At 53.7% G+C, this 20773-nt stretch carries 17 protein-coding genes and 1 tRNA gene; 11 read left to right on the top strand and 7 right to left on the bottom strand.

Annotated elements, in window-relative coordinates; genetic code table 11:
- Positions 1–18: 18 nt before the first annotated feature.
- Genes spoT through recG form a run of 3 tightly spaced genes read left to right on the top strand, consistent with a single transcriptional unit; the run spans position 19 to position 4912 of the window.
- Entirely contained in the window at positions 19–2133 is a 2115-nt protein-coding gene (gene spoT, locus INF58_RS08440; protein ID WP_022646616.1) for a bifunctional GTP diphosphokinase/guanosine-3',5'-bis pyrophosphate 3'-pyrophosphohydrolase, read from the top strand.
- 4 nt (positions 2134–2137) lie between these two features.
- On the top strand, positions 2138–2827 hold the full coding sequence (trmH, locus tag INF58_RS08435; protein ID WP_063868761.1) for a tRNA (guanosine(18)-2'-O)-methyltransferase TrmH: 690 nt from the start codon (positions 2138–2140) through the stop codon (positions 2825–2827).
- Between the two features lie 3 nt (positions 2828–2830).
- Complete coding sequence (gene recG, locus INF58_RS08430) at positions 2831–4912, top strand: ATP-dependent DNA helicase RecG (RefSeq protein ID WP_063868759.1); 2082 nt, start codon at positions 2831–2833, stop codon at positions 4910–4912.
- Positions 4913–4915: 3 nt separating this feature from the next.
- Here recG and gltS read toward each other — a convergent pair whose 3' ends face one another.
- A complete protein-coding gene (gene gltS, locus INF58_RS08425) occupies positions 4916–6118 on the bottom strand; it encodes a sodium/glutamate symporter (protein WP_006812438.1) in 1203 nt (400 codons plus the stop codon).
- A 225-nt stretch (positions 6119–6343) separates the two neighbouring features.
- Between gltS and xanP the strand changes: the two genes are divergently transcribed.
- Complete coding sequence (gene xanP / locus INF58_RS08420; RefSeq protein ID WP_063868754.1) at positions 6344–7735, top strand: xanthine/proton symporter XanP; 1392 nt, start codon at positions 6344–6346, stop codon at positions 7733–7735.
- A 119-nt stretch (positions 7736–7854) separates the two neighbouring features.
- The gene (locus INF58_RS08415) at positions 7855–9549 is read left to right on the top strand and encodes an AsmA family protein (protein ID WP_193527502.1); all 1695 of its coding nucleotides are present in this window, start codon (positions 7855–7857) and stop codon (positions 9547–9549) included.
- Positions 9550–9690: 141 nt separating this feature from the next.
- Here INF58_RS08415 and yicI read toward each other — a convergent pair whose 3' ends face one another.
- Both yicI and INF58_RS08405 read right to left on the bottom strand, forming a co-directional pair.
- Complete coding sequence (gene yicI, locus INF58_RS08410; RefSeq protein WP_193527501.1) at positions 9691–12009, bottom strand: alpha-xylosidase; 2319 nt, start codon at positions 12007–12009, stop codon at positions 9691–9693.
- Between the two features lie 12 nt (positions 12010–12021).
- A complete protein-coding gene (locus tag INF58_RS08405) occupies positions 12022–13413 on the bottom strand; it encodes a glycoside-pentoside-hexuronide family transporter (RefSeq protein WP_193032425.1) in 1392 nt (463 codons plus the stop codon).
- 286 nt (positions 13414–13699) lie between these two features.
- Here INF58_RS08405 and INF58_RS08400 point away from each other — a divergent pair.
- From INF58_RS08400 to INF58_RS08390, 3 genes are all read left to right on the top strand, one after another.
- Positions 13700–13794: transfer RNA gene (locus INF58_RS08400), tRNA-Sec, on the top strand.
- A gap of 78 nt (positions 13795–13872) precedes the next feature.
- Positions 13873–14970, top strand: coding sequence for a DUF262 domain-containing protein (locus INF58_RS08395; RefSeq protein ID WP_193527500.1), 1098 nt, complete (start codon positions 13873–13875; stop codon positions 14968–14970).
- Positions 14967–15782 (top strand): HEPN domain-containing protein, encoded by an 816-nt coding sequence (locus INF58_RS08390; RefSeq protein WP_193527499.1) that lies wholly within the window; start codon positions 14967–14969, stop codon positions 15780–15782. The genes INF58_RS08395 and INF58_RS08390 overlap by 4 nt, the downstream gene beginning before the upstream one ends.
- On the opposite strand, the gene INF58_RS08385 is transcribed toward INF58_RS08390, so the two are convergent.
- Entirely contained in the window at positions 15771–15968 is a 198-nt protein-coding gene (locus INF58_RS08385) for a toxin-antitoxin system HicB family antitoxin (RefSeq protein ID WP_193527498.1), read from the bottom strand. The two genes, INF58_RS08390 and INF58_RS08385, sit on opposite strands and share 12 nt — an antisense overlap.
- Before the next feature lie 136 nt (positions 15969–16104).
- On the opposite strand from INF58_RS08385, the gene INF58_RS08380 reads away from it, so the two are divergent.
- Complete coding sequence (locus tag INF58_RS08380) at positions 16105–16446, top strand: SymE family type I addiction module toxin (protein WP_193527497.1); 342 nt, start codon at positions 16105–16107, stop codon at positions 16444–16446.
- A 123-nt stretch (positions 16447–16569) separates the two neighbouring features.
- Positions 16570–16869 carry an XRE family transcriptional regulator gene (locus INF58_RS08375; protein ID WP_063868738.1) on the top strand — a complete coding sequence of 100 codons (300 nt, stop codon included), beginning with the start codon at positions 16570–16572 and terminating at the stop codon, positions 16867–16869.
- Between the two features lie 64 nt (positions 16870–16933).
- On the opposite strand, the gene INF58_RS08370 is transcribed toward INF58_RS08375, so the two are convergent.
- From INF58_RS08370 to INF58_RS08360, 3 genes are all read right to left on the bottom strand, one after another.
- A complete protein-coding gene (locus tag INF58_RS08370) occupies positions 16934–17704 on the bottom strand; it encodes a GlxA family transcriptional regulator (protein WP_226847972.1) in 771 nt (256 codons plus the stop codon).
- 354 nt (positions 17705–18058) lie between these two features.
- The gene (locus INF58_RS08365; RefSeq protein WP_064910040.1) at positions 18059–18538 is read right to left on the bottom strand and encodes a hypothetical protein; all 480 of its coding nucleotides are present in this window, start codon (positions 18536–18538) and stop codon (positions 18059–18061) included.
- 1 nt (position 18539) lies between these two features.
- On the bottom strand, positions 18540–19328 hold the full coding sequence (locus INF58_RS08360; RefSeq protein WP_107534385.1) for a winged helix-turn-helix domain-containing protein: 789 nt from the start codon (positions 19326–19328) through the stop codon (positions 18540–18542).
- Positions 19329–20163: 835 nt separating this feature from the next.
- Here INF58_RS08360 and INF58_RS08355 point away from each other — a divergent pair.
- Complete coding sequence (locus tag INF58_RS08355) at positions 20164–20766, top strand: LuxR C-terminal-related transcriptional regulator (RefSeq protein WP_063868730.1); 603 nt, start codon at positions 20164–20166, stop codon at positions 20764–20766.
- The last annotated feature ends 7 nt before the right edge of the window (positions 20767–20773 follow it).

The following is a 20773-nucleotide window of genomic DNA, read 5'->3' as shown; positions in this document are numbered from 1 at the left end:
TAAACCTGCGGGTCGCCCTTGTATCTGTTTGAAAGCCTGAATCAACTGATTCAAACCTACCTGCCTGAAGACCAGATTAAGCGTCTTCAGCAGGCGTATCTCGTTGCACGTGACGCTCACGAGGGCCAGACACGTTCAAGCGGTGAACCTTACATCACGCACCCGGTAGCGGTAGCCTGTATTCTGGCCGAGATGAAACTCGACTACGAAACGCTGATGGCCGCCCTGCTGCATGACGTGATCGAAGATACCCCTGCCACCTACCAGGATATGGAACAGCTGTTTGGCAAAAGCGTTGCCGAACTGGTGGAAGGGGTCTCTAAGCTTGATAAGCTGAAATTCCGCGACAAGAAAGAGGCGCAAGCCGAAAACTTTCGCAAGATGATCATGGCGATGGTGCAGGATATCCGCGTCATTCTCATCAAACTTGCTGACCGCACCCACAATATGCGCACGCTGGGCTCACTTCGCCCGGATAAACGTCGCCGCATCGCCCGTGAAACCCTCGAAATCTACAGTCCGCTGGCGCACCGTTTAGGTATACATCACATTAAAACCGAGCTGGAAGAGCTGGGTTTTGAGGCGTTGTACCCGAACCGCTATCGCGTGATTAAAGAGGTGGTGAAAGCCGCTCGCGGCAACCGTAAAGAGATGATTCAAAAGATCCTCTCTGAAATCGAAGGGCGTTTGCAGGAAGCCGGTATACCGTGCCGCGTGAGCGGTCGCGAAAAGCATTTGTACTCTATCTACTGCAAAATGGTGCTTAAAGAGCAGCGTTTTCACTCAATCATGGATATTTACGCGTTTCGCGTGATCGTCCATGACTCAGACACCTGCTATCGCGTGCTGGGGCAGATGCACAGCCTGTACAAGCCACGTCCGGGGCGCGTCAAAGATTACATTGCCATTCCAAAAGCGAACGGATATCAATCTTTGCACACCTCCATGATTGGCCCGCACGGTGTCCCTGTTGAGGTGCAAATTCGTACCGAAGACATGGATCAAATGGCAGAGATGGGTGTCGCGGCGCACTGGGCCTATAAAGAGCACGGTGGCGAAAGCAGCACTACCGCGCAAATCCGCGCCCAACGCTGGATGCAGAGCCTGCTGGAGCTGCAACAGAGTGCAGGTAGCTCGTTTGAATTTATCGAGAGCGTTAAATCCGATCTCTTCCCGGATGAGATTTACGTTTTCACGCCGGAAGGGCGCATTGTCGAACTGCCTGCGGGCGCGACACCGGTCGACTTCGCGTACGCCGTGCATACCGATATCGGTCATGCCTGCGTAGGTGCCCGCGTCGACAGACAGCCTTACCCGCTCTCCCAGCCGCTCTTCAGCGGACAGACGGTAGAAATTATTACCGCGCCGGGCGCACGGCCTAACGCCGCCTGGCTGAACTTTGTCGTGAGCTCAAAAGCGCGCGCAAAAATCCGCCAGTTGCTGAAAAACCTCAAGCGTGACGACTCCGTCAGTCTGGGGCGTCGTCTGCTCAATCACGCGCTGGGCGGCAGCCGCAAACTGGCTGAAATCCCGCCAGAGAACATTCAGCATGAGCTGGAGCGTATGAAGCTCGCCTCGCTGGATGACCTGCTGGCTGAGATTGGCCTCGGCAACGCCATGAGCGTGGTCGTGGCGAAGAATCTGCAACAGGGCGAAACGACAGCCGTTCCAGCTAACGCACAAAATCATGGTCACCTGCCGATCAAAGGCGCTGACGGGGTGCTCATCACCTTCGCCAAATGCTGCCGTCCTATCCCGGGCGACCCGATTATTGCGCACGTCAGCCCAGGTAAAGGGCTGGTGATCCACCACGAATCCTGCCGTAACATCCGTGGCTACCAGAAAGAGCCTGAGAAGTTCATGGCGGTCGAGTGGGATAAAGAGACGGCGCAGGAATTTATTACTGAAATCAAGGTGGATATGTTTAACCACCAGGGTGCACTGGCGAACCTGACGGCAGCGATCAACACGGCCTCGTCCAACATTCAGAGCCTGAATACGGAAGAAAAAGATGGCCGCGTTTACAGCGCCTTTATTCGCCTGACCGCCCGTGACCGCGTGCATCTGGCGAATATTATGCGCAAGATCCGCGTGATGCCGGACGTCATTAAAGTCACCCGAAACCGAAACTAGCATTATGAATTCAAAACGTTACGAGCGAATCTGCGAAATGCTCGCCAGGCGTCAGCCTGATCTGACGGTCTGCATGGAGCAGGTCCATAAACCTCATAACGTCTCTGCTATCGTTCGCACCGCAGATGCCGTCGGCGTGCATGAAGTACACGCCGTCTGGCCGGGCGCGCGTATGCGTACCATGGCCTCCACCGCCGCAGGCAGCAACAGCTGGGTATCCGTTAAAACGCACCAGAGCATTGGTGAAGCGGTCTCGCACCTGAAAGGGCGTGGTATGCAGGTTCTGGCAACCAACCTCTCTGCTAAAGCCGTGGATTTCCGTGAGATCGACTATACCCGTCCAACCTGTATTTTAATGGGCCAGGAGAAAACGGGGATCACGCAGGAAGCACTGGAACTGGCCGATCGGGACATCATCATTCCGATGATCGGCATGGTCCAGTCGCTCAACGTGTCGGTCGCCTCTGCGCTGATTCTGTACGAAGCGCAGCGCCAGCGTCAGAACGCCGGAATGTACGAGCGCAGCAACAGCATGCTGCCGGAAGATGAGCAGCAGCGCCTGCTGTTTGAAGGTGGCTATCCGGTGCTGGCTCGCGTTGCGAAGCAGAAGAAATTGCCTTACCCCCACGTCAACGCGCAAGGCGAAATTGAAGCCGATGCCGAGTGGTGGTCCACCATGCAGTACGCAGGGTAAAAGATGAAAGGCCGCCTGCTGGACGCCATACCGCTCAACAGCCTGACGGGCGTGGGCGCGGCACAAAGCAGTAAACTGGCCAAAATTGGCCTGCACACCGTGCAGGATCTCCTGCTCCACCTCCCCCTGCGTTACGAAGACCGCACCCAGCTTTATAAGATTGGCGATCTGCTGCCTGCCATCTATGCCACCGTTGAAGGGGAAGTGCTGAACTGCAACATCACCTTTGGCGGACGCAGGATGATGACCTGCCAGATCAGCGACGGGACCGGCATTCTTACCCTGCGCTTTTTCAACTTCAGCGCGGCGATGAAAAACAGCCTTGCCACGGGACGACGCGTGCTCGCGTACGGCGAAGCGAAACGTGGCAAATACGGCGCGGAGATGATCCACCCGGAATACCGCGTGCAGGGCGATCTTAGCTCACCTGAGCTACAGGAGACGCTCACGCCGGTCTATCCGACCACCGAGGGCATCAAGCAGGCAACGCTGCGCAAGCTCACCGACCAGGCGCTGGAGCTGCTCGATACCTGCGCCATTAACGAGCTGCTGCCACCGGAGCTGGCGCAGGGCATGATGAGCCTGCCGGAGGCGTTGCGCACCCTGCACCGTCCACCGCCAACGCTTCAGCTTATTGATTTAGAAAGCGGTAAACACCCCGCCCAACGGCGTCTTATCCTTGAGGAATTACTGGCTCATAACCTGAGCATGCTGGCACTGCGCGCAGGTGCGCAGCGCTTCCACGCGCAGCCATTAAGCCAGCGCGATGAACTTAAAGATAAGCTGCTGGCCTCACTCCCGTTTAAACCCACCGGCGCACAGGCGCGGGTCACCGCCGAGATCGAACGCGATATGGCGCTTGATGTGCCGATGATGCGTCTGGTGCAGGGCGATGTCGGTTCCGGTAAAACGCTGGTCGCCGCGCTGGCCGCGTTACGCGCCATCGCCCACGGCAAGCAGGTGGCGCTGATGGCGCCGACGGAACTGCTGGCCGAGCAGCATGCCAACAATTTCCGTAACTGGTTCGCCCCGCTGGGCATAGAAGTGGGCTGGCTGGCCGGGAAGCAGAAGGGCAAAGCGCGCCTTGCGCAGCAGGAAGCCATTGCCAGCGGGCAGGTGCAGATGATTGTCGGCACGCACGCTATTTTCCAGGAACAGGTGCAGTTTAACGGCCTGGCGTTGGTCATTATCGACGAACAGCACCGCTTTGGTGTGCATCAGCGTCTGGCGCTGTGGGAGAAAGGCCTGCAACAGGGCTTCCATCCGCATCAGCTGATCATGACCGCCACGCCTATCCCGCGCACCCTGGCGATGACGGCCTATGCCGATCTGGATACCTCCACCATCGACGAACTGCCGCCAGGCCGTACGCCGGTGACCACGGTCGCCATTCCGGACACGCGCCGCAGCGACATTATTGACCGTGTGCGCAACGCCTGCACGCAGGAAGGCCGCCAGGCTTACTGGGTCTGTACCCTGATTGAAGAGTCTGAGCTGCTGGAAGCCCAGGCTGCCGAAGCCACGTGGGAAGAGCTGAAGCTCGCCCTGCCGGAGCTGAACGTTGGTCTGGTGCACGGGCGCATGAAGCCCGCCGAGAAGCAGGCGGTGATGCAGTCGTTCAAGCAGGGTGAGCTGCATTTGTTGGTCGCCACGACGGTCATTGAAGTGGGCGTGGACGTGCCAAACTCCAGCCTGATGATTATTGAGAACCCGGAGCGCCTGGGTCTTGCGCAACTCCACCAGCTGCGAGGCCGCGTGGGCCGTGGCGCGATCGCCTCTCACTGCGTGCTGCTCTACAAAGCCCCGCTGTCGAAAACCGCGCAGATGCGGTTGCAGGTCTTACGCGACAGCAATGACGGCTTCGTCATTGCGCAAAAAGATCTGGAGATCCGCGGCCCGGGCGAACTGCTGGGCACGCGTCAGACGGGTAACGCCGAATTTAAAGTGGCGGATTTGCTGCGCGATCAGGCCATGATCCCCGAAGTACAACGCCTTGCGCGCCATATTCATGAACGCTACCCCGAACAGGCGGCAGCGTTGATTGAACGCTGGATGCCGGAAACCGAGCGGTATTCCAACGCCTGACGGTCAGCCAAACATCGGCAGCATCAGGTAGAGCTTAATGACCAGCGCGTTGACGATATCAATGAAGAATGCGCCCACCATCGGTACCACCAGGAACGCCATGTGCGACGGGCCGAACCGTTCGGTGATCGCCTGCATGTTGGCGATGGCCGTTGGCGTTGCCCCCAGTCCAAACCCGCAGTGTCCTGCTGCCAGCACCGCCGCATCGTAGTTTTTGCCCATCATGCGCCAGGTGACAAAGATGGCATACAGCGCCATAAACACGGCCTGCACCGCCAGAATCGCCACCATCGGCAGCGCCAGCGAGGCGAGTTCCCACAGCTTGAGGCTCATCAGCGCCATCGCCAGGAACAGCGACAGGCTGACGTTCCCGAGCACGGACACCGCGCGTTCAAAGACGCGGTAGAAGCCCATCTGCGCCAGACCGTTGCTCAGGATCACCCCGATAAACAGCACGCAGACAAAGGTTGGCAGTTCGAACGCCGTTCCCGCCAGCCATTGCGCAACGATTTTGCCCACGGTGAGGCAGATGGCAATCATGGCGATGGTTTCAATCATCACCAGCGAGGTGATGCTGCGGCCAACGTCCGGTTTTTCAAACGCGGTCGGGACCATTTCATCGTCTGGTCTGCCTTCCGGCGTGGTGGAGTGCTTTACCAGATAGCGCGCCACCGGGCCACCAATCAGGCCGCCAAGCACCAGACCAAAGGTCGCGCAGGCCATCGCCACTTCCGTTGCGTTTTCAAAGCCATAGCGTTCGATGAACAGCTTGCTCCACGCCGCGCCCGTTCCGTGGCCGCCTGACAGGGTAATCGACCCCGCCAGCAGGCCCATCAGCGGATCCAGCCCCAGCAGCGACGCCATACCGATACCGATGGCGTTTTGCATCAGCAGCAGGCCCACCACGACAATCAGAAAAACGCCCAGCACCTTGCCGCCCGAACGCAGGCTTGCCAGGTTGGCGTTCAGGCCGATAGTGGCAAAGAAGGCCAGCATCAGCGGATCTTTCAGGGACATATCAAAATCGATTTCCCAGCCCATGCTTTTTTTCAGCACCAGCAGGGCCAGCGCCACCAGCAATCCACCGGCGACGGGTTCAGGAATGGTGTACTTTTTCAGAAAGGAAACACTGTGTACCAGCTTGCGACCAAGCAGAAGAACCAGCGTTGCGGCAACAAGGGTCGACAACGTATCGAGATGAATCATAGAAGGCTCCTGTTATGCGCGTGTTCCATACACACGCGGCGTTATCCTGGGCCGGGTGATGCTCGTCATGAGCCGCCGGCGCGAAAAGTGTAATTTTTTTTTCCTGTTGGTTGTAGAAAACCTGCTCACACCGGCAGATTTTCTCTCTTTTTTTTGCTGGCAATCGTTTGCTTTTACCAGGTGGTCAGCTAAAATGCCCGCTTTTCCACCGTGGGATTGCCGCCGATGTCTGTTAACACTCTGGAGTCTTCTGATGCGCAACCGATTGCGCAGAAGCAAAACAGCGAACTGATTTACCGCCTTGAAGATCGTCCCCCGCTGCCTCAAACCCTCTTTGCCGCCTGTCAGCACCTGCTGGCGATGTTCGTGGCGGTCATCACGCCGGCGCTGCTGATTTGCCAGGCGCTGGGGTTACCGGCACAGGATACGCAGCACATCATTAGTATGTCTTTGTTCGCCTCCGGCGTGGCCTCCATCATTCAAATTAAGGCCTGGGGTCCGGTGGGATCGGGCTTGCTGTCGATTCAGGGCACCAGCTTTAACTTTGTGGCACCGCTGATCATGGGCGGTACGGCGCTAAAAACCGGCGGCGCGGACGTGCCGACCATGATGGCGGCGCTTTTCGGCACCCTGATGCTGGCAAGCTGCACGGAGATGATTATCTCCCGCGTTCTGCACCTGGCGCGCCGGGTGATCACCCCGCTGGTCTCCGGCGTGGTGGTGATGATTATCGGCCTGTCGCTGATTCAGGTAGGTCTGACCTCCATCGGGGGCGGCTACGCGGCAATGAGCGACCATACCTTTGGCGCCCCGAAAAACCTGCTGCTGGCAGGCGTAGTGCTGGCGATCATTATTCTGCTTAACCGCCAGCGTAACCCGTACCTGCGCGTTGCATCACTGGTGATCGCCATGGCGGCCGGTTACCTGCTGGCGTGGGCGCTGGGTATGCTGCCGGAAAACACCGCGCCGACCAACAGCGCGCTGATTACCGTGCCAACGCCGCTCTACTACGGCCTGGGCATTGACTGGAGTCTGCTGCTGCCGCTGATGCTGGTCTTTATGATCACCTCGCTGGAAACCATCGGCGATATCACCGCCACCTCCGACGTTTCCGAGCAGCCGGTCTCTGGCCCGCTGTACATGAAACGCCTCAAAGGCGGCGTGCTGGCAAACGGGCTGAACTCGTTTGTCTCGGCGGTATTCAACACCTTCCCGAACTCCTGCTTTGGCCAGAACAACGGCGTGATCCAGCTGACCGGCGTGGCCAGCCGCTACGTGGGCTTCGTGGTGGCGCTGATGCTGGTCGTCCTCGGGCTGTTCCCGGCAGTGAGCGGGTTTGTGCAGCACATTCCTGAGCCGGTACTGGGCGGCGCGACGCTGGTCATGTTTGGCACCATTGCCGCCTCCGGCGTGCGTATCGTCTCCCGCGAGCCGCTGAACCGTCGTGCAATCATGATTATCGCGCTGTCGCTCGCCGTGGGTCTGGGCGTCTCCCAGCAGCCGATGATTTTGCAGTTTGCTCCGGACTGGGTGAAAAACCTGCTCTCTTCCGGCATCGCCGCGGGCGGTATTACCGCTATCGTGCTGAACCTCGTTTTCCCGCCTGAAAAGAACTGATCCCCCTCACGGCAGGCTGTCAATGCCTGCCGTGACACCTCTTTACACCATTCCCGCCTTGAGCATTGCGCATAAATCGTGCATAACTCCTTTATGTACGTTTCGCGGGAAGGAAGACCATGAAATTTATTGGAAAGCTGCTCATCTATCTTCTGGTAGCCCTGCTCATCGTAGTGCTCGCCTTTTATTTTCTGCTCCAGACCCGCTGGGGCGCATCGCAGGTCAGCAGCTGGATCACGGTGAATACCGATTACGAGCTCAACTTTGACCTGATGGATCACCGATTTTCATCCCCTTCTCACATCCTTCTGGAAAACGTCACCTTTGGACGAGATGGCAAACCGGCCACGCTGGTCGCTAAAAAGGTGGATATCGGCTTAAGCAGTCGCCAAATCACCGACCCTCTGCACATGGACGCCATCACCCTGTCCGACGGCACGCTGAACTTATCGCCGCAGACGGCGCCGCTGCCGTTCCAGGCCGACCGTCTGCAACTGAATAACATGGCCTTTAACAGCCCGAACACGGCGTGGGATCTCAGCGCGCAAAAGGTCACGGGCGGCGTCAGCCCGTGGCAGCCCGAGGCGGGAAACGTGCTGGGGAAAAACGCGCGCATTCAGATGAGCGCCGGCTCGCTCACGCTCAACGGCATACCGGCGAATAACGTGCTGATTCAGGGGCAGCTGAACGGCAATGAGGTGGTGCTTAACACCATCGGCGCCGATATGGGGCGCGGCTCCCTGACGGGCTCTGCCCAGCGTAATGCCGATGGCAGCTGGGTGATTGATACCCTGCGTCTGAATGAGATCCGCATGCAGAGTGACAAATCGCTGCTGGATTTCTTCGCCCCAATCGTCACCCTGCCTTCGTTACAGATTGGGCGGCTGGACGTGACCGATGCCCGTCTACAGGGGCCTGACTGGGCGGTAACCGACCTCGATCTCAGCCTGCGTAACCTCACCCTGAGTAAAGGTGACTGGCAGAGCCAGGAGGGACGGTTATCCATGAACGCCAGCGAGTTTATTTACGGTTCGCTGCATCTGTTTGATCCCATCCTGAACGCGGAATTCTCGCCTCAGGGCATTGCGCTGCGTCAGTTCACCTCCCGCTGGGAAGGGGGCATGGTGCGCACCTCCGGCAACTGGCTGCGCGAGGGTCGGGCGCTGGTGCTGGATGACGTTGCCATTGCCGGGCTGGAATATACGCTTCCGGAAAACTGGAAAACGCTGTGGATGGATCCGCTCCCGGCATGGCTGAACAGCGTGACGCTGAAAAAATTTGGCCTGAGCCGCAACCTGGTGATCGACATCGATCCTGCCTTCCCGTGGCAGATCACCTCCCTTGACGGCTATGGCGCGAATCTGCGGCTGGCGAAAGATCGCAAATGGGGCATATGGGGCGGTAACGCAACCCTGAACGGCGCGGCAGCAACCTTTAACCGCGTCGACGTGCGACGCCCGTCGCTGGCCCTGAACGCCAACGCCGCGACGGTAAATATTACCGACCTGAGCGCCTTTACTGAGAAAGGGATCCTGGAAGCGACCGCCACCGTGTCACAGCTGCCCCAGCGGCAAACCACCGTGAGCCTGAACGGGCGCGGCGTACCGCTCAACGTATTGCAGCAGTGGGGCTGGCCAGCGCTGCCGATTGCGGGGGACGGCAATATTCAGCTCACCGCCAGCGGCAGCGTGCAGGCGAATGCGCCACTGAAGCCGACGGTGAATGGGAAGCTGAGCGCGGTAAATATGGATAAACAGCAGGTGCAGCAGACGATGACCGGCGGCGTGGTGTCGGCGGTGGCTCCGGCACAGTAAAAAGCCGGGTGGCGGCTTCGCCTTACCCGGCCTACGAGGTTTTGGTTCCCTCTCCCACGGGAAGAGGGTTTGGGTGAGGACATCAAACATCATAATTACCGTAGGCCCGGTAAGCGAAGCGCCACCGGGCATTTTTACGGCTCAGAGGTGAACCACCACCTCATCCCCCTCCGCTTTCACCACCACACCCCACTCGCTGCCCGCGTGTGAGCCGCCCTTCACGCCGCCGACCTTCTGCACGTTGCGCAAGCAAACGGACCAGTTACGCGCCTCGCCTGCGCCCATAAAGGTGACGATGTCGCCCTGACGTGACACCTTCAGCGTAAACATCACCGAGCCGTCCGCGGCCGGCACCTCGCTCACCGCCGTTGCGCCATCGCTCAGGTTAAAGAGCTGGAAGGCTGTCCCCGCGTGCCACGCGTAGTCCGGCTTCTGGTTATTGTTACCCAGCGCCAGCAACGTGTTATCGCGCACGTAGACCGGCAGGCTCATAAAATCGTGCTGCTGCTTATGCCAGCGGCTGCCCTGGATTTCATCGTTGTGCCACAGGTGCGTCCAGCGGCCTTCCGGCAGGTAGAACTGCACGTCGCCCGCCTCGGAGAAGACTGGCGCGACCATCACCGAATCTCCCAGCATGTACTGGCGGTCGAGGTAATCGCACGCCGGATCGTCCGGGAACTCCAGCATCATCGCGCGCAGCATCGGCGTGCCGAACTCGCGGGCCAGCGCCGCCTGACGGTACAGGTACGGCATCAGCTGACATTTCAGCTGCGTGAAGTGGCGCACCACGTCGCAGGACTCGTCATCGTACACCCACGGCACACGGTAGGATTTGCTGCCGTGCAGGCGGCTGTGGCTGGAGAACAGCCCGAACGCGCACCAGCGTTTATAGACGTGCGCCGGGGCGGTGTTTTCGAACCCGCCGATATCGTGGCTCCAGAACCCGAAGCCGGACAGGCCAATCGACAGCCCACCGCGCAGGCTTTCCGCCATCGATTCGTAGTTGGCGTAGCAGTCGCCGCCCCAGTGTACCGGGAACTGTTGCGCCCCGACGGAGGCAGAACGGGCAAACAGCACCGCCTCTTCTTCACCCACCGTCTCTTTCAGCACGTTCCACACCAGCTCGTTATAAATGTAGGCGTAGTGATTGTGCATCTTCTGCGGATCGGACCCGTCGAACCACTGGACGTCCGTCGGGATGCGCTCGCCGAAGTCGGTCTTGAAGCAGTCGACGCCGATATCCACCAGGCCTTTCAGCTTGTCGGCATACCATTGGCACGCGTCCGAGTTGGTGAAGTCGTAAATCGCCAGCCCCGGCTGCCATTTGTCCCACTGCCACAGGGAGCCGTCCGGGCGCTTGAGCAGGTAGCCCTTCTCTTTCAGCTCCCGGAAGATCGGCGACTTCTGGCCGATGTACGGGTTAATCCACACGCAGACCTTCAGCCCTTTCTCTTTCAGGCGACGGATCATCCCTTCCGGATCCGGGAAGGTTACCGGGTCCCACTCAAAATCACACCACTGGAAGGCCTTCATCCAGAAGCAGTCGAAGTGGAACACGTGCAACGGCAGGCCGCGTTCGGCCATGCCGTCGATAAAGCTGTTGACCGTCGCTTCATCGTAGTTGGTGGTGAACGAGGTGGTCAGCCACAGGCCGAACGACCACGCAGGCGGCAGCGCCGGACGCCCGGTGAACTGCGTATAGCGGTTGAGCACCGCTTTCGGCGTCGGGCCGTCGATCACGAAATACTCCAGATACTCCCCTTCCACGCTGAACTGCACTTTGGACACCTTCTCGGAGCCGACTTCAAACGAGACGTTTTCCGGGTGATTCACCAGCACGCCGTAGCCGCGGTTGGTCAGGTAGAACGGGATATTTTTGTAGGACTGCTCGGTGCTGGTGCCACCGTCGCGGTTCCAGGTTTCGACCGTCTGGCCGTTGCGCACCAGGGCGGTAAAGCGCTCGCCCAGGCCGTAGACCGTTTCCCCCACGCCGAGATCCAGCCGCTCGAACATGTAATTGCGGTCGGTGTTGCTGTCCTGCACGTAACCGTTGTTTTTCAGCTGGCTGCCGGTAATCCGCTGGCCGTTGCGCAGGAAATCCAGCGCCCAGAACTTGCCTTTGGTGACGCGCACGCTGACGCTGCCGCTTTTCAGCTCGGCAAAGTCGGCGTTGTTTTCAATCTCGACCTTCACCTCTTTCAGAACGTTCAGCGGATAGTGCGGGCCGTTATTCAGCGCGCCCTGGAAGTGCTCGATGCGCACCCCGACAATCCCTTCCTGCGGAGCAAACAGGCGCACCGTGAACATCAACGTGTCGAGTTGCCAGGTGCGTTCGCGCACGTCACGCGGCGCCACATACACCACCAGGTCATTGCCCTGCTGCTCCACGTCGAACACCTGAACCGGATACGTCACGTTCAGGCCCGGTTGAATAAGCCAGTTTCCATCACTGATTTTCATGCTTTCGTCCTCTTAGTTCTGCAATTCTTTACTGACCGGCAGGTTTTCAAAATCCTGCTGATTGCGGCGCGCGCCCTGCGCCAGCTCGCTCAGGATTTTGGTCAGGAAGGGGGTTTTCAGCGTGTAGTAGCGTTTGGCGATGATGGCGCTCAGCACGTAGCAGATCGCCGGCGCCAGCGTAAACAGGCCGATAATGATGCTGATGGTCGCGCTGTTCTGGGTTTTGGCCGCCGCGTCGTAGCCGCCGCCTGCCAGCATCCAGCCGATCATCGCTCCGCCCAGCGCCAGGCCGAGCTTTAGCACGAACAGCGTGCCCGCAAAGCTGATGCCGGTCAGGCGTTTGCCATTGGTCCATTCGCCGTAGTCGACGGTATCGGACATCATCACCCATTGAATTGGCGTCACCAGCTGGTGCAGCACGCCGATGACAAAGATAAAGGCGAACATCAGCACGGTGGCATGCATCGGCACGAAGAACATCGCCACGCTGACCACCGCCAGCGCGGCGTTGGTCCACCAGAAGATGCTGACCTTACACTTCCAGTCGGTGAGCGGTTTCGCCAGCGCGGAGCCAATCAGGTTGCCGACGCAGTAGGTGGTGAGGAACGCGACGAACACTTCCGGCGAGCCCATGATCCAGGTGCAGTAGTACATCATCGCCCCGCCGCGCACGCAGACGGCGAGAATGTTGAGGATGGTCAGCACGCCGACGATGCGCCACTGGTCGTTTTGCCAGATATCGCGCAGGTCTTCCCGCATGGAGGTAGTGCTTGGCGGCACCTGGATGCGCTCTTTGGTAGTAAAGAAGCAGAACGCCAGCATCAAGAACGCAACCACCGACAGCACGGCGATCCCGCCCTGGAAGCCGAACGCCTTATCGTCGCCGCCAATCAGGTTCACCAGCGGCATCATCAGCACCGTGGAGAGCATGCCGCCCGCCGTTGCCAGCACGAAGCGCCAGGACTGAAGGGAGATACGCTGCGTCGGGTCGTTGGTGATCACCCCGCCCAGCGCGCAGTACGGGATGTTGACGACGGTATAAAGCAGGGTCAGCAGCGTGTAGGTGATAGCGGCGTAAACCATTTTGCCGTTGAGGCTGAGGTCCGGCGTGGTGTAGGCCAGCACGCAGACGATGCCGAACGGGATAGCACCGAATAAAATCCACGGGCGGAACTTGCCCCAGCGGCTGCGGGTGCGGTCGGCGATCAGCCCCATGCACGGGTCGGAGATCGCATCCAGCGCGCGCGCCAGCAGGAACATGGTGCCGACAAACCCGGCGGGAATACCAAAAATATCGGTGTAGAAAAACATCATATAAAGCATGACGTTATCAAAAATGATGTGGCTGGCGGCGTCTCCCATGCCGTAGCCAATCTTCTCTTTTACTGACAGGACTTCGCTCATCTTTTTATCCTTCACGCTGTAGGGGGCGCTGAGACCGGTTACCGTTTTTTAAACCATTGTTTCAGTAGCGGGTATTGCGTTTTCTGGTTAGCAGATTACGTTTCTTGTTTTTTGTGATCGGGATAAAGGTTGGTGAGCACAAAATGCTAACCTGAGGATTTTCTTAAGAATTAGCCGAAACAGGGGGGTTAAGGTCAAAAGAGAGGTGAAAAAAGTGGTGTGGGGTATGTGGTAAATGCCTGAAAGTAGCTATAATGCGCCCGCCTCCATGTAGCAATGCAGGCGCGGAAGATCGTCATCTCCGGTGAGGTGGCTGGACTTCAAATCCAGTTGGGGGCGCCAGCGTTCCCGGGCAGGTTCGACTCCTGTGATCTTCCGCCAATTCTCCAAAGGACCGCTTTACTTTGATCATCATTGATATTAATTTATGTCTATTAAATTGCATCAGTGAGTTACATTATGGACGAAATACTTTCTTTAAATGATAAAGACGAAGAAATTAATGAATCACATGTAGATACTGAGGAAGAAATTGATGAAACCCCATTTGTAGAATTCGATATTTCTGTATCTCCTGCGGATCCAACACTTGAACTATTAGTTAACCAAATAATTAGAAATGATATCATTATCCCTTTCTACCAACGTAACTATGTCTGGAAAATAGAACAAGCCTCAAAGCTTATTGAATCATTTTTAATGGGTTTACCAGTTCCACAAATATTTCTTTACGTTAACGATGATGACCAATTAGAAGTCATTGATGGCCAGCAAAGAATAATGTCTGTAAAATATTTCATGGAAGGTTTTTTTGGCGAAGAAATCAAAGGTCGCAGGCAAATATTTAAGCTGAAAGGGCTTTCTGAAGTTTCTCAATATAATGGACTAACCTTTAATGACCTGTCACCTAAAGATCAAAGAAAGATAAGAAACTCAACCCTCCGAGCAATACATATTAAACAGCTTAAGCCAAGCAAAAGAAATGATAGCGTATTTCATATTTTTGAGCGTTTGAATACTGGCGGCACACAACTTAAACCCCAAGAAATAAGAAACGCTGTGTATCGCGGCCCAATAGTTGAAGTTTTAAGAAAGTTAGCATCTGATAATAATTGGCGTAAAATCCTTAATATTAAAACCGGAGATAAACACCAGAAAGATATAGAAATATTACTGCGAGTATTTTCTCTTTACCAAGCGTGGGAAAATTATGAAAAACCTATGCTAGGCTTCCTGAATAAATCAATGCATGAAGAAAAATCATTTCAAAGCCAAAAAGCCATTTCGTTCAAAAATAGATTCCCGGAAGTTATTGATTTTGTAGCAAAGACAATTGAAAAACCATTTAGACCAAGAAATGTTGTAAATTTGGCGGTGTTAGACTCCATAATGGTGACTTTATTAGAAAACCCAGAATATCTTAATGATAATTTTTACGATAACTATTATGCTTTATTAGATAATTCTGTTTTCATAAATTGTACATCAACTTCCACTGCTGATGTTGCCGTGTTACAGATGCGATTCGAAAAAGCAAAGGAGTACCTTTCGAAATGAAACAAAGTTGCATCAGCGAATTTTTCGAAAAAATTGACGTTCTTTATCGGGAGTTAAACAATTTAGCTCCCGAGACTGATATAAAAAGAAGTAAAATAAGAAACGAATTTTCTGGATTGATGGTTGTATCTCTTGCAGCAACGTATGAAAACTGCGTAAAAACAATCTTAATAAATTATGCGGATTTTTATCACGATAAATTTTCTCATCAAGTAGAGCGAAAATACAGCTATCTAAACAGTAGAATAAAATTTGAAACCTTAAAGGAGTATCTTTCTCATTTTGACGGTGATATTACTTACTTTGAGAGCAAAATTCAAAAAGCCACTGTAAAACTTCGCAATGAAATCAATAAAACTTATGACCAAATATTAACCTGGCGTCATTCATATGCGCACACGCACAACAATGTAACGTCTTTGAATGATGCTTATAAAGCTCACAGATATGCAAAATATGTTTTATATTCTTTTGAAGATGCTCTGATTGGACATTTAAAAAGGAACAGCACGAGATTGATAAAGGTATTCCACACTAATGCAATTAAGGCTTTTTCTGCTTTAGAAAACAATTGTGAAATAATTATGGAAAAAGCAGAAAAAGATCCTAAATATAAAAAACAATTCGAAGATGCATGGTTTCATTTTTTGACCGCATATAAATTCAAATGTGCATGTAATGAAATAATCACAAAATTACCATCTTGCTCTCTTAGCGATTTACCACATTTTGTCACTATAGCCCAAAGCTCCGCGATTGAATGCCAGCAGGCATCAAAGTTATGTTCGTCGATAAAAAAATCAATTGATTGAATTATTTTTTAATTTAAGGTTTTCTAATTCTTTACGGCCTAAGCTTTTTAGCCAATTGCCCAAACTGACTCCCTCATGCCTAGCAGCCTCTTCAAACTGCGCCTTCAACTCCGGCGTAATACGAATCTGGAAAGTCGGAGCTTTTCCGGATTTAGATTTGTTAGGGTCGCGTTTAGCTGTTGACATGTACGTACCTACAAGAGCAAGATATCTTCACTGAGGTACGTACCTTAACATACGAAAACCTCAAATTGAAACGCCCTCGCCCAGTGCTCGCAACACCAGACGAGAGCTAACCTCACCAACTATCAAGGAGTTGATTATGGCTGATTCGCATTCTACCCCAAATACCGACCAATCCGGAACCGAGCATTCGTTAATTGTGGGATACCGCCCGAATGTATACGACAAATCTACGCCGAGAATCATCCTTTCCGGAAAGTGGCTGCGCGCGGCGGGGTTTGATACCGGACAGCAGGTCACAGTAAAGGTCATGAAAGGGTGCATCGTACTGGTGGCGTATAACGAGCAGGAGCAGAGGTTGCAGGACGATTATAAAAGGACGAAGGCAAAGCTCACCGAGATAGAAGACGCGCTTGCAGCGATTCAAACACAGCTTCCTGGAAAGCACCTCGCAAAATCAAATACAAACCACCTGGCGTAGCGACTATTTCTGGCATACTACGAGCTTACAGACATTACCCTTATGAAGTATTTCTGATAAGGGTTAACGGGTCGAAAATGCAGTTGTTCGGTTTTATCGAACAACTGCCAGCGAGGCAGCCAAGTGAAAACCTTAAATGAAGTGATTGCGTCACGCTCATCGGAAAGCCAACAGCGCATTCAGGAGATGGCAGAGGAAATGTTCCTCGAAACCGGCCTGCAACTTCTGCGTGAAGAGCTTCAGCTCTCGCAAAAACATGTCGCCGATCTTATGGGCGTAAGTCAGCCTGCGGTAACACAGCTGGAGCAGCGTGGAAACGATCTGAAGATTGCTACGCTTAAGCGTTACATCGAAGCGATGGGCGGAAAACTTTCCATCAACGTGGAACTTCCCACTGGCAAGCGGGTTGCGTTTCATCTCTAGCGCGATGGTATCCACAGTTAATGGCGCAACCACATAAGCCGCATTTTACATCCACGTCAGACATTCAGTTCTGCGACGTGCGCCATACGCCAGGCGTACAGCCATACTCCATCTGGAAATGACGAATAAAATGCGCGCAGTCGCTGAACCCCATCCGCTGCGCAATATCCGTCACGCTTTGCTGTGAGTTCTTCAGCAGCCAGCAAGCATAGCGCAGCCTGGCGCTGCGGATAAACTCGCGGGCCGTTTTGCCAAACTCGGCGGTGAACAGCCGGTTAAGCTGGCGTTCACTCAATGCCACTTCTCGCGCAAGCCCGGCGGTTGTGAGCGGCCGGGTCAGGAATTGTTCTATCAGCATGACGGCGCGACGCAGCCGGCAGTCGGGGATCAACGCCAGATTCGCCGGGCGGGGGGTGGCAATTTCATGCGGGACGAGCGACAAACGCTGGCAGGTGGTGCTGGCGATATCATCCCCGGCATGGGCGCGGATAAGCTCAGTTGCCAGCGTCAGGGTGGAAATGCCGCCCGGGCAGGTCAGCACATCGCCATCATCAATAAAGTCATACCCTTGCTCAGCGTAGACCAGCGGGAATGCCTGTCGAAACGCGTCCAGGTGGAAAGGATGTATAGAGGCTCTTCGTTCATTCAGCAATCCTTCCTGCGCGAGGACAAAACTGCCGGTGCCAATGCCAATAAGCGGAACGCCGGCATGGTGGGCATACGCCAGATATGCTTTATCTCCCCGATACCCTAAATCCAGATACTGCAATTCACCGCCGATAACCGCAAGGTAGTTAAAACTTTCCGGCGGGGCATGAGGGGAATCCGGTCTCATGATTATTCCCGCATTGCTGATAATCGGGATATCAGGAAACTCACTTATCAGGCTGATTTTAAATGCTAATTTATCCTGCGCTTTCGCTGCATAACGCAGCGCTTCCAGCAATCCAGATACCGCCAGAAGTGAATAACGGGGCCATAATAACAACCCAATATGCAGACACTTTGCCGGTACTGATTTCCCCCCATCGGGAGAGTCAAATACAGTTTTCATTTTACTTGCCAAATTTAAAATTAATTACATTATCGCAACATGAGATGTCGCACTTTATATTTCTAAGGTAATCCTGATATTTTAAATCAAGCATAAATGAGACGGGAGGAAAATATACTGTTTTTCTCGTTTATATCATTCTTTTTTTGTTCCCCGGCACACATATGTCGGTAATGTTCCTAACGTAAAGATATAGTTACCATTATGTTGTTCATTGATACGCATATAAATACTTTTTCCTGGATACACAAAAAATTGCGGTTCGTATTTTTCCAGCCAGCGGTCTTCGACATTATCGTCCGGGAACGTCATGTTTTTTTCTGAGGTCAGCAAATACAGGTGATCCTTTCGCTCCACCCGGAAGGAAATTTTTCTGTCGATGGTTTTACCCGGATCGCTCTGCGCGCGGGCATTCATGCTCAGGGTACCGAATTTCCCGTCAAAGTTATAATTCAGCCAGACCGTTAGCGTCTCATCCGGATGGTGCTGTACCAGATTAGCCTGGCATGAGAAAGGCTGAACATAGGAACGGTGCCACAGGTAATAGCCCATCAGCACGCCTGCCGTGACGAGGCACGTCGCAATGAGGTACAGCATCTGCCGAAAACGAGTCATGCTAGCTATCCTTCAGGAAATAATCAGATATACAGCGGTTCGGTTCTTTCATGGGCCGATCGCAGCGAATAACCGACGCACGGGGCAGCAGAGCGTACCAGCTGATGTAAACCCAGGGGTATTGCGCGCATTCAGCCTTGAATTGCTCCACATAGGTCAGCGCGGAGGCACGTTCAGCGTGGGTCTGGATGTCGTTCGCAAGATAAACGCGACAGGCGCCGATGGATGCCGCGAAGCGGTAGTCCTCAACAAAACGATTTTCCCTGGCGTTCAGATACGCCGTCACGCCTGCCACCGCCAGCACGAGCAATAACCCTATGACCACAGCCATCCAGCGCGTGTGCTTTTTAGCAACAGGGGCTGCTGGCGCGGGAGTTATTGACGCCTCCTCGAACGCCGGTGCCTCCACGCACTGTTCATCAACGGGTTGAGCCGCGGCAGGCGAAGGCTCTCTGACGGTTATTTGCGTATCGCTTGCCAGCGTCAACCCAATGCGGGGAATGGTAACGATAGGGTCAGTTTCAAAACCAATCTTTTTGAGCCCTTTACGCAGGATTGAGATGTTCTGGTAATAGGTATTGGAGGAGACAAGCATGCCACGGCTTTGCCAGACAATATCCAGGAACTCTTGCTGAGTGACAATCGACCCTGCTCTGTCGATTAATAGCAACAGGCATCGGCCTGCTGGCGAATTTAACACAACCACGCGGTCAGGATTGTTGATATCACGTAACGTGCTGGCCGCAGGATGAAATTCGACGATATTATTTATTATGTAATGCTTATGCATAGGGGCAGTATGAATTCTCCGGTTAACATATGTTGAACCTGAGTCACCGCATGTATGTGATGACAGTCGCGTCGGGATCAATGTGACTGATTAAAGGCACGCTGTATATCTCAGCAATTGGCGAAAAATCCTATTTTATATTGCTTCTCTTAAGCTTCACTGAACCTGCATAAGTACTCAACCCTTGCAGAATGCGGCTTGCAGAGCCGCCGTATCAGCATCCTCTCCCGTTATGATGTTTTATGAAGTGAATTTTCGCTCACGAGAATTATCTGACTACCAGCAGCATCTCAATATTCAGAACCTCTCCTTTTGGTGCACGGCTCGCCTCTTGACATTGACGAATCCCTACATAAAAAAAGATTGTACGCCACGGACATCCGTGTCCGAAATATTCAGCACCCTGAAGGCTTAACTTTTCTTAACCTGAGTAATATCAATAACTTTTAACTGTTTCGTATACTATCCAACCACCTTTTCATCAGTTTTTATCGATGATAACACTCGTAAATTGTTATCCCCCGTCAGCAACTTCACACCCGCACTGACACCAGAAGACAAACTCCTTACAAAACATTTATCAAAGCTAAATTTTCATGAAAAATTGCGGTTATCATAATTTACAGAAAGCGAAGCGGAATAAGACCAATCAGAGGGAAACGTCGTAACCGGTCTCGATCTTAGTAATTAATACAATTTTAGATTAATTCAGATTACCTCTTTATTGGCCGACGTATAGTAGGCCTACACTATGCAATACGTCATTGCTTCGAGAATACTGGCGATAACGCTGTATATAATTCGCCTGATTACTATTATAAATCGAGGGGATAACATGACGCACACTACCCAAATAACACAGCATATTACAGTTGCACTGATGGGCGGCGATCATTATGCAAGAAATGGCATTAAAACGTTATTAAGCAGCATCCGCGATGACCTTCAGATAAATATCGTAGAAGGAGGTTATCACGAACTGGATAAGGTACTGTCGTCGATTCGTATCGATATCTTATTTATATCAGGCGCAGAGAAATATCATACAGGGTATGACTCCCTGAAATATTTAAAAAAAATCAAGGCCGCACATCCCGAGGTGATTATCTGCCTGTACTCCACCTCTGCCCATTGTCTGTTATGGGTCCGGGAAAATATTGATGCCTATATCTCGCTACAGAACACGGTTTATCAGTGGCGGATGAAGCTAGCAAAAATGGTTGATAGCCATTATCGGCCCCAAAAGCAGCCAGCGGCGTTATCGCTGACGCCAGGAGAAAGGAGGGTATTAAAGGAACTCAGGAACGGACTGGATATACGTTACATCGCAGAACTGGAGAAACTTTCTTATCGCCGCGTGAGCGCCTTAAAAAGCTCAGCAATAAGAAAACTCGGGCTCAGGAATAAGACAGATTTGCTGGTCTTTTTAACCAGTTAGACCTGCC

The organism is Enterobacter cloacae complex sp. P24RS (assembly GCF_014982165.1).
In the GTDB taxonomy this organism is placed as follows: Bacteria; Pseudomonadota; Gammaproteobacteria; order Enterobacterales; family Enterobacteriaceae; genus Enterobacter; species Enterobacter quasihormaechei.
This window is presented reverse-complemented; position numbering and strand designations above follow the sequence as displayed.

Coding starts and splice junctions, on each gene's coding strand:
- gltS (WP_006812438.1), bottom strand. CDS start 6,118: ATGATTCATCTCGATACGTTGTCGACCCTTGTTGCCGCAACGCTGGTT.
- INF58_RS08385 (WP_193527498.1), bottom strand. CDS start 15,968: ATGTCAACAGCTAAACGCGACCCTAACAAATCTAAATCCGGAAAAGCT.
- xanP (WP_063868754.1), top strand. CDS start 6,344: ATGTCTGTTAACACTCTGGAGTCTTCTGATGCGCAACCGATTGCGCAG.
- INF58_RS08370 (WP_226847972.1), bottom strand. CDS start 17,704: ATGAGACCGGATTCCCCTCATGCCCCGCCGGAAAGTTTTAACTACCTT.
- yicI (WP_193527501.1), bottom strand. CDS start 12,009: ATGAAAATCAGTGATGGAAACTGGCTTATTCAACCGGGCCTGAACGTG.
- INF58_RS08355 (WP_063868730.1), top strand. CDS start 20,164: ATGACGCACACTACCCAAATAACACAGCATATTACAGTTGCACTGATG.
- recG (WP_063868759.1), top strand. CDS start 2,831: ATGAAAGGCCGCCTGCTGGACGCCATACCGCTCAACAGCCTGACGGGC.
- INF58_RS08415 (WP_193527502.1), top strand. CDS start 7,855: ATGAAATTTATTGGAAAGCTGCTCATCTATCTTCTGGTAGCCCTGCTC.
- trmH (WP_063868761.1), top strand. CDS start 2,138: ATGAATTCAAAACGTTACGAGCGAATCTGCGAAATGCTCGCCAGGCGT.
- INF58_RS08405 (WP_193032425.1), bottom strand. CDS start 13,413: ATGAGCGAAGTCCTGTCAGTAAAAGAGAAGATTGGCTACGGCATGGGA.
- INF58_RS08360 (WP_107534385.1), bottom strand. CDS start 19,328: ATGCATAAGCATTACATAATAAATAATATCGTCGAATTTCATCCTGCG.
- INF58_RS08380 (WP_193527497.1), top strand. CDS start 16,105: ATGGCTGATTCGCATTCTACCCCAAATACCGACCAATCCGGAACCGAG.
- INF58_RS08395 (WP_193527500.1), top strand. CDS start 13,873: ATGGACGAAATACTTTCTTTAAATGATAAAGACGAAGAAATTAATGAA.
- INF58_RS08390 (WP_193527499.1), top strand. CDS start 14,967: ATGAAACAAAGTTGCATCAGCGAATTTTTCGAAAAAATTGACGTTCTT.
- INF58_RS08365 (WP_064910040.1), bottom strand. CDS start 18,538: ATGACTCGTTTTCGGCAGATGCTGTACCTCATTGCGACGTGCCTCGTC.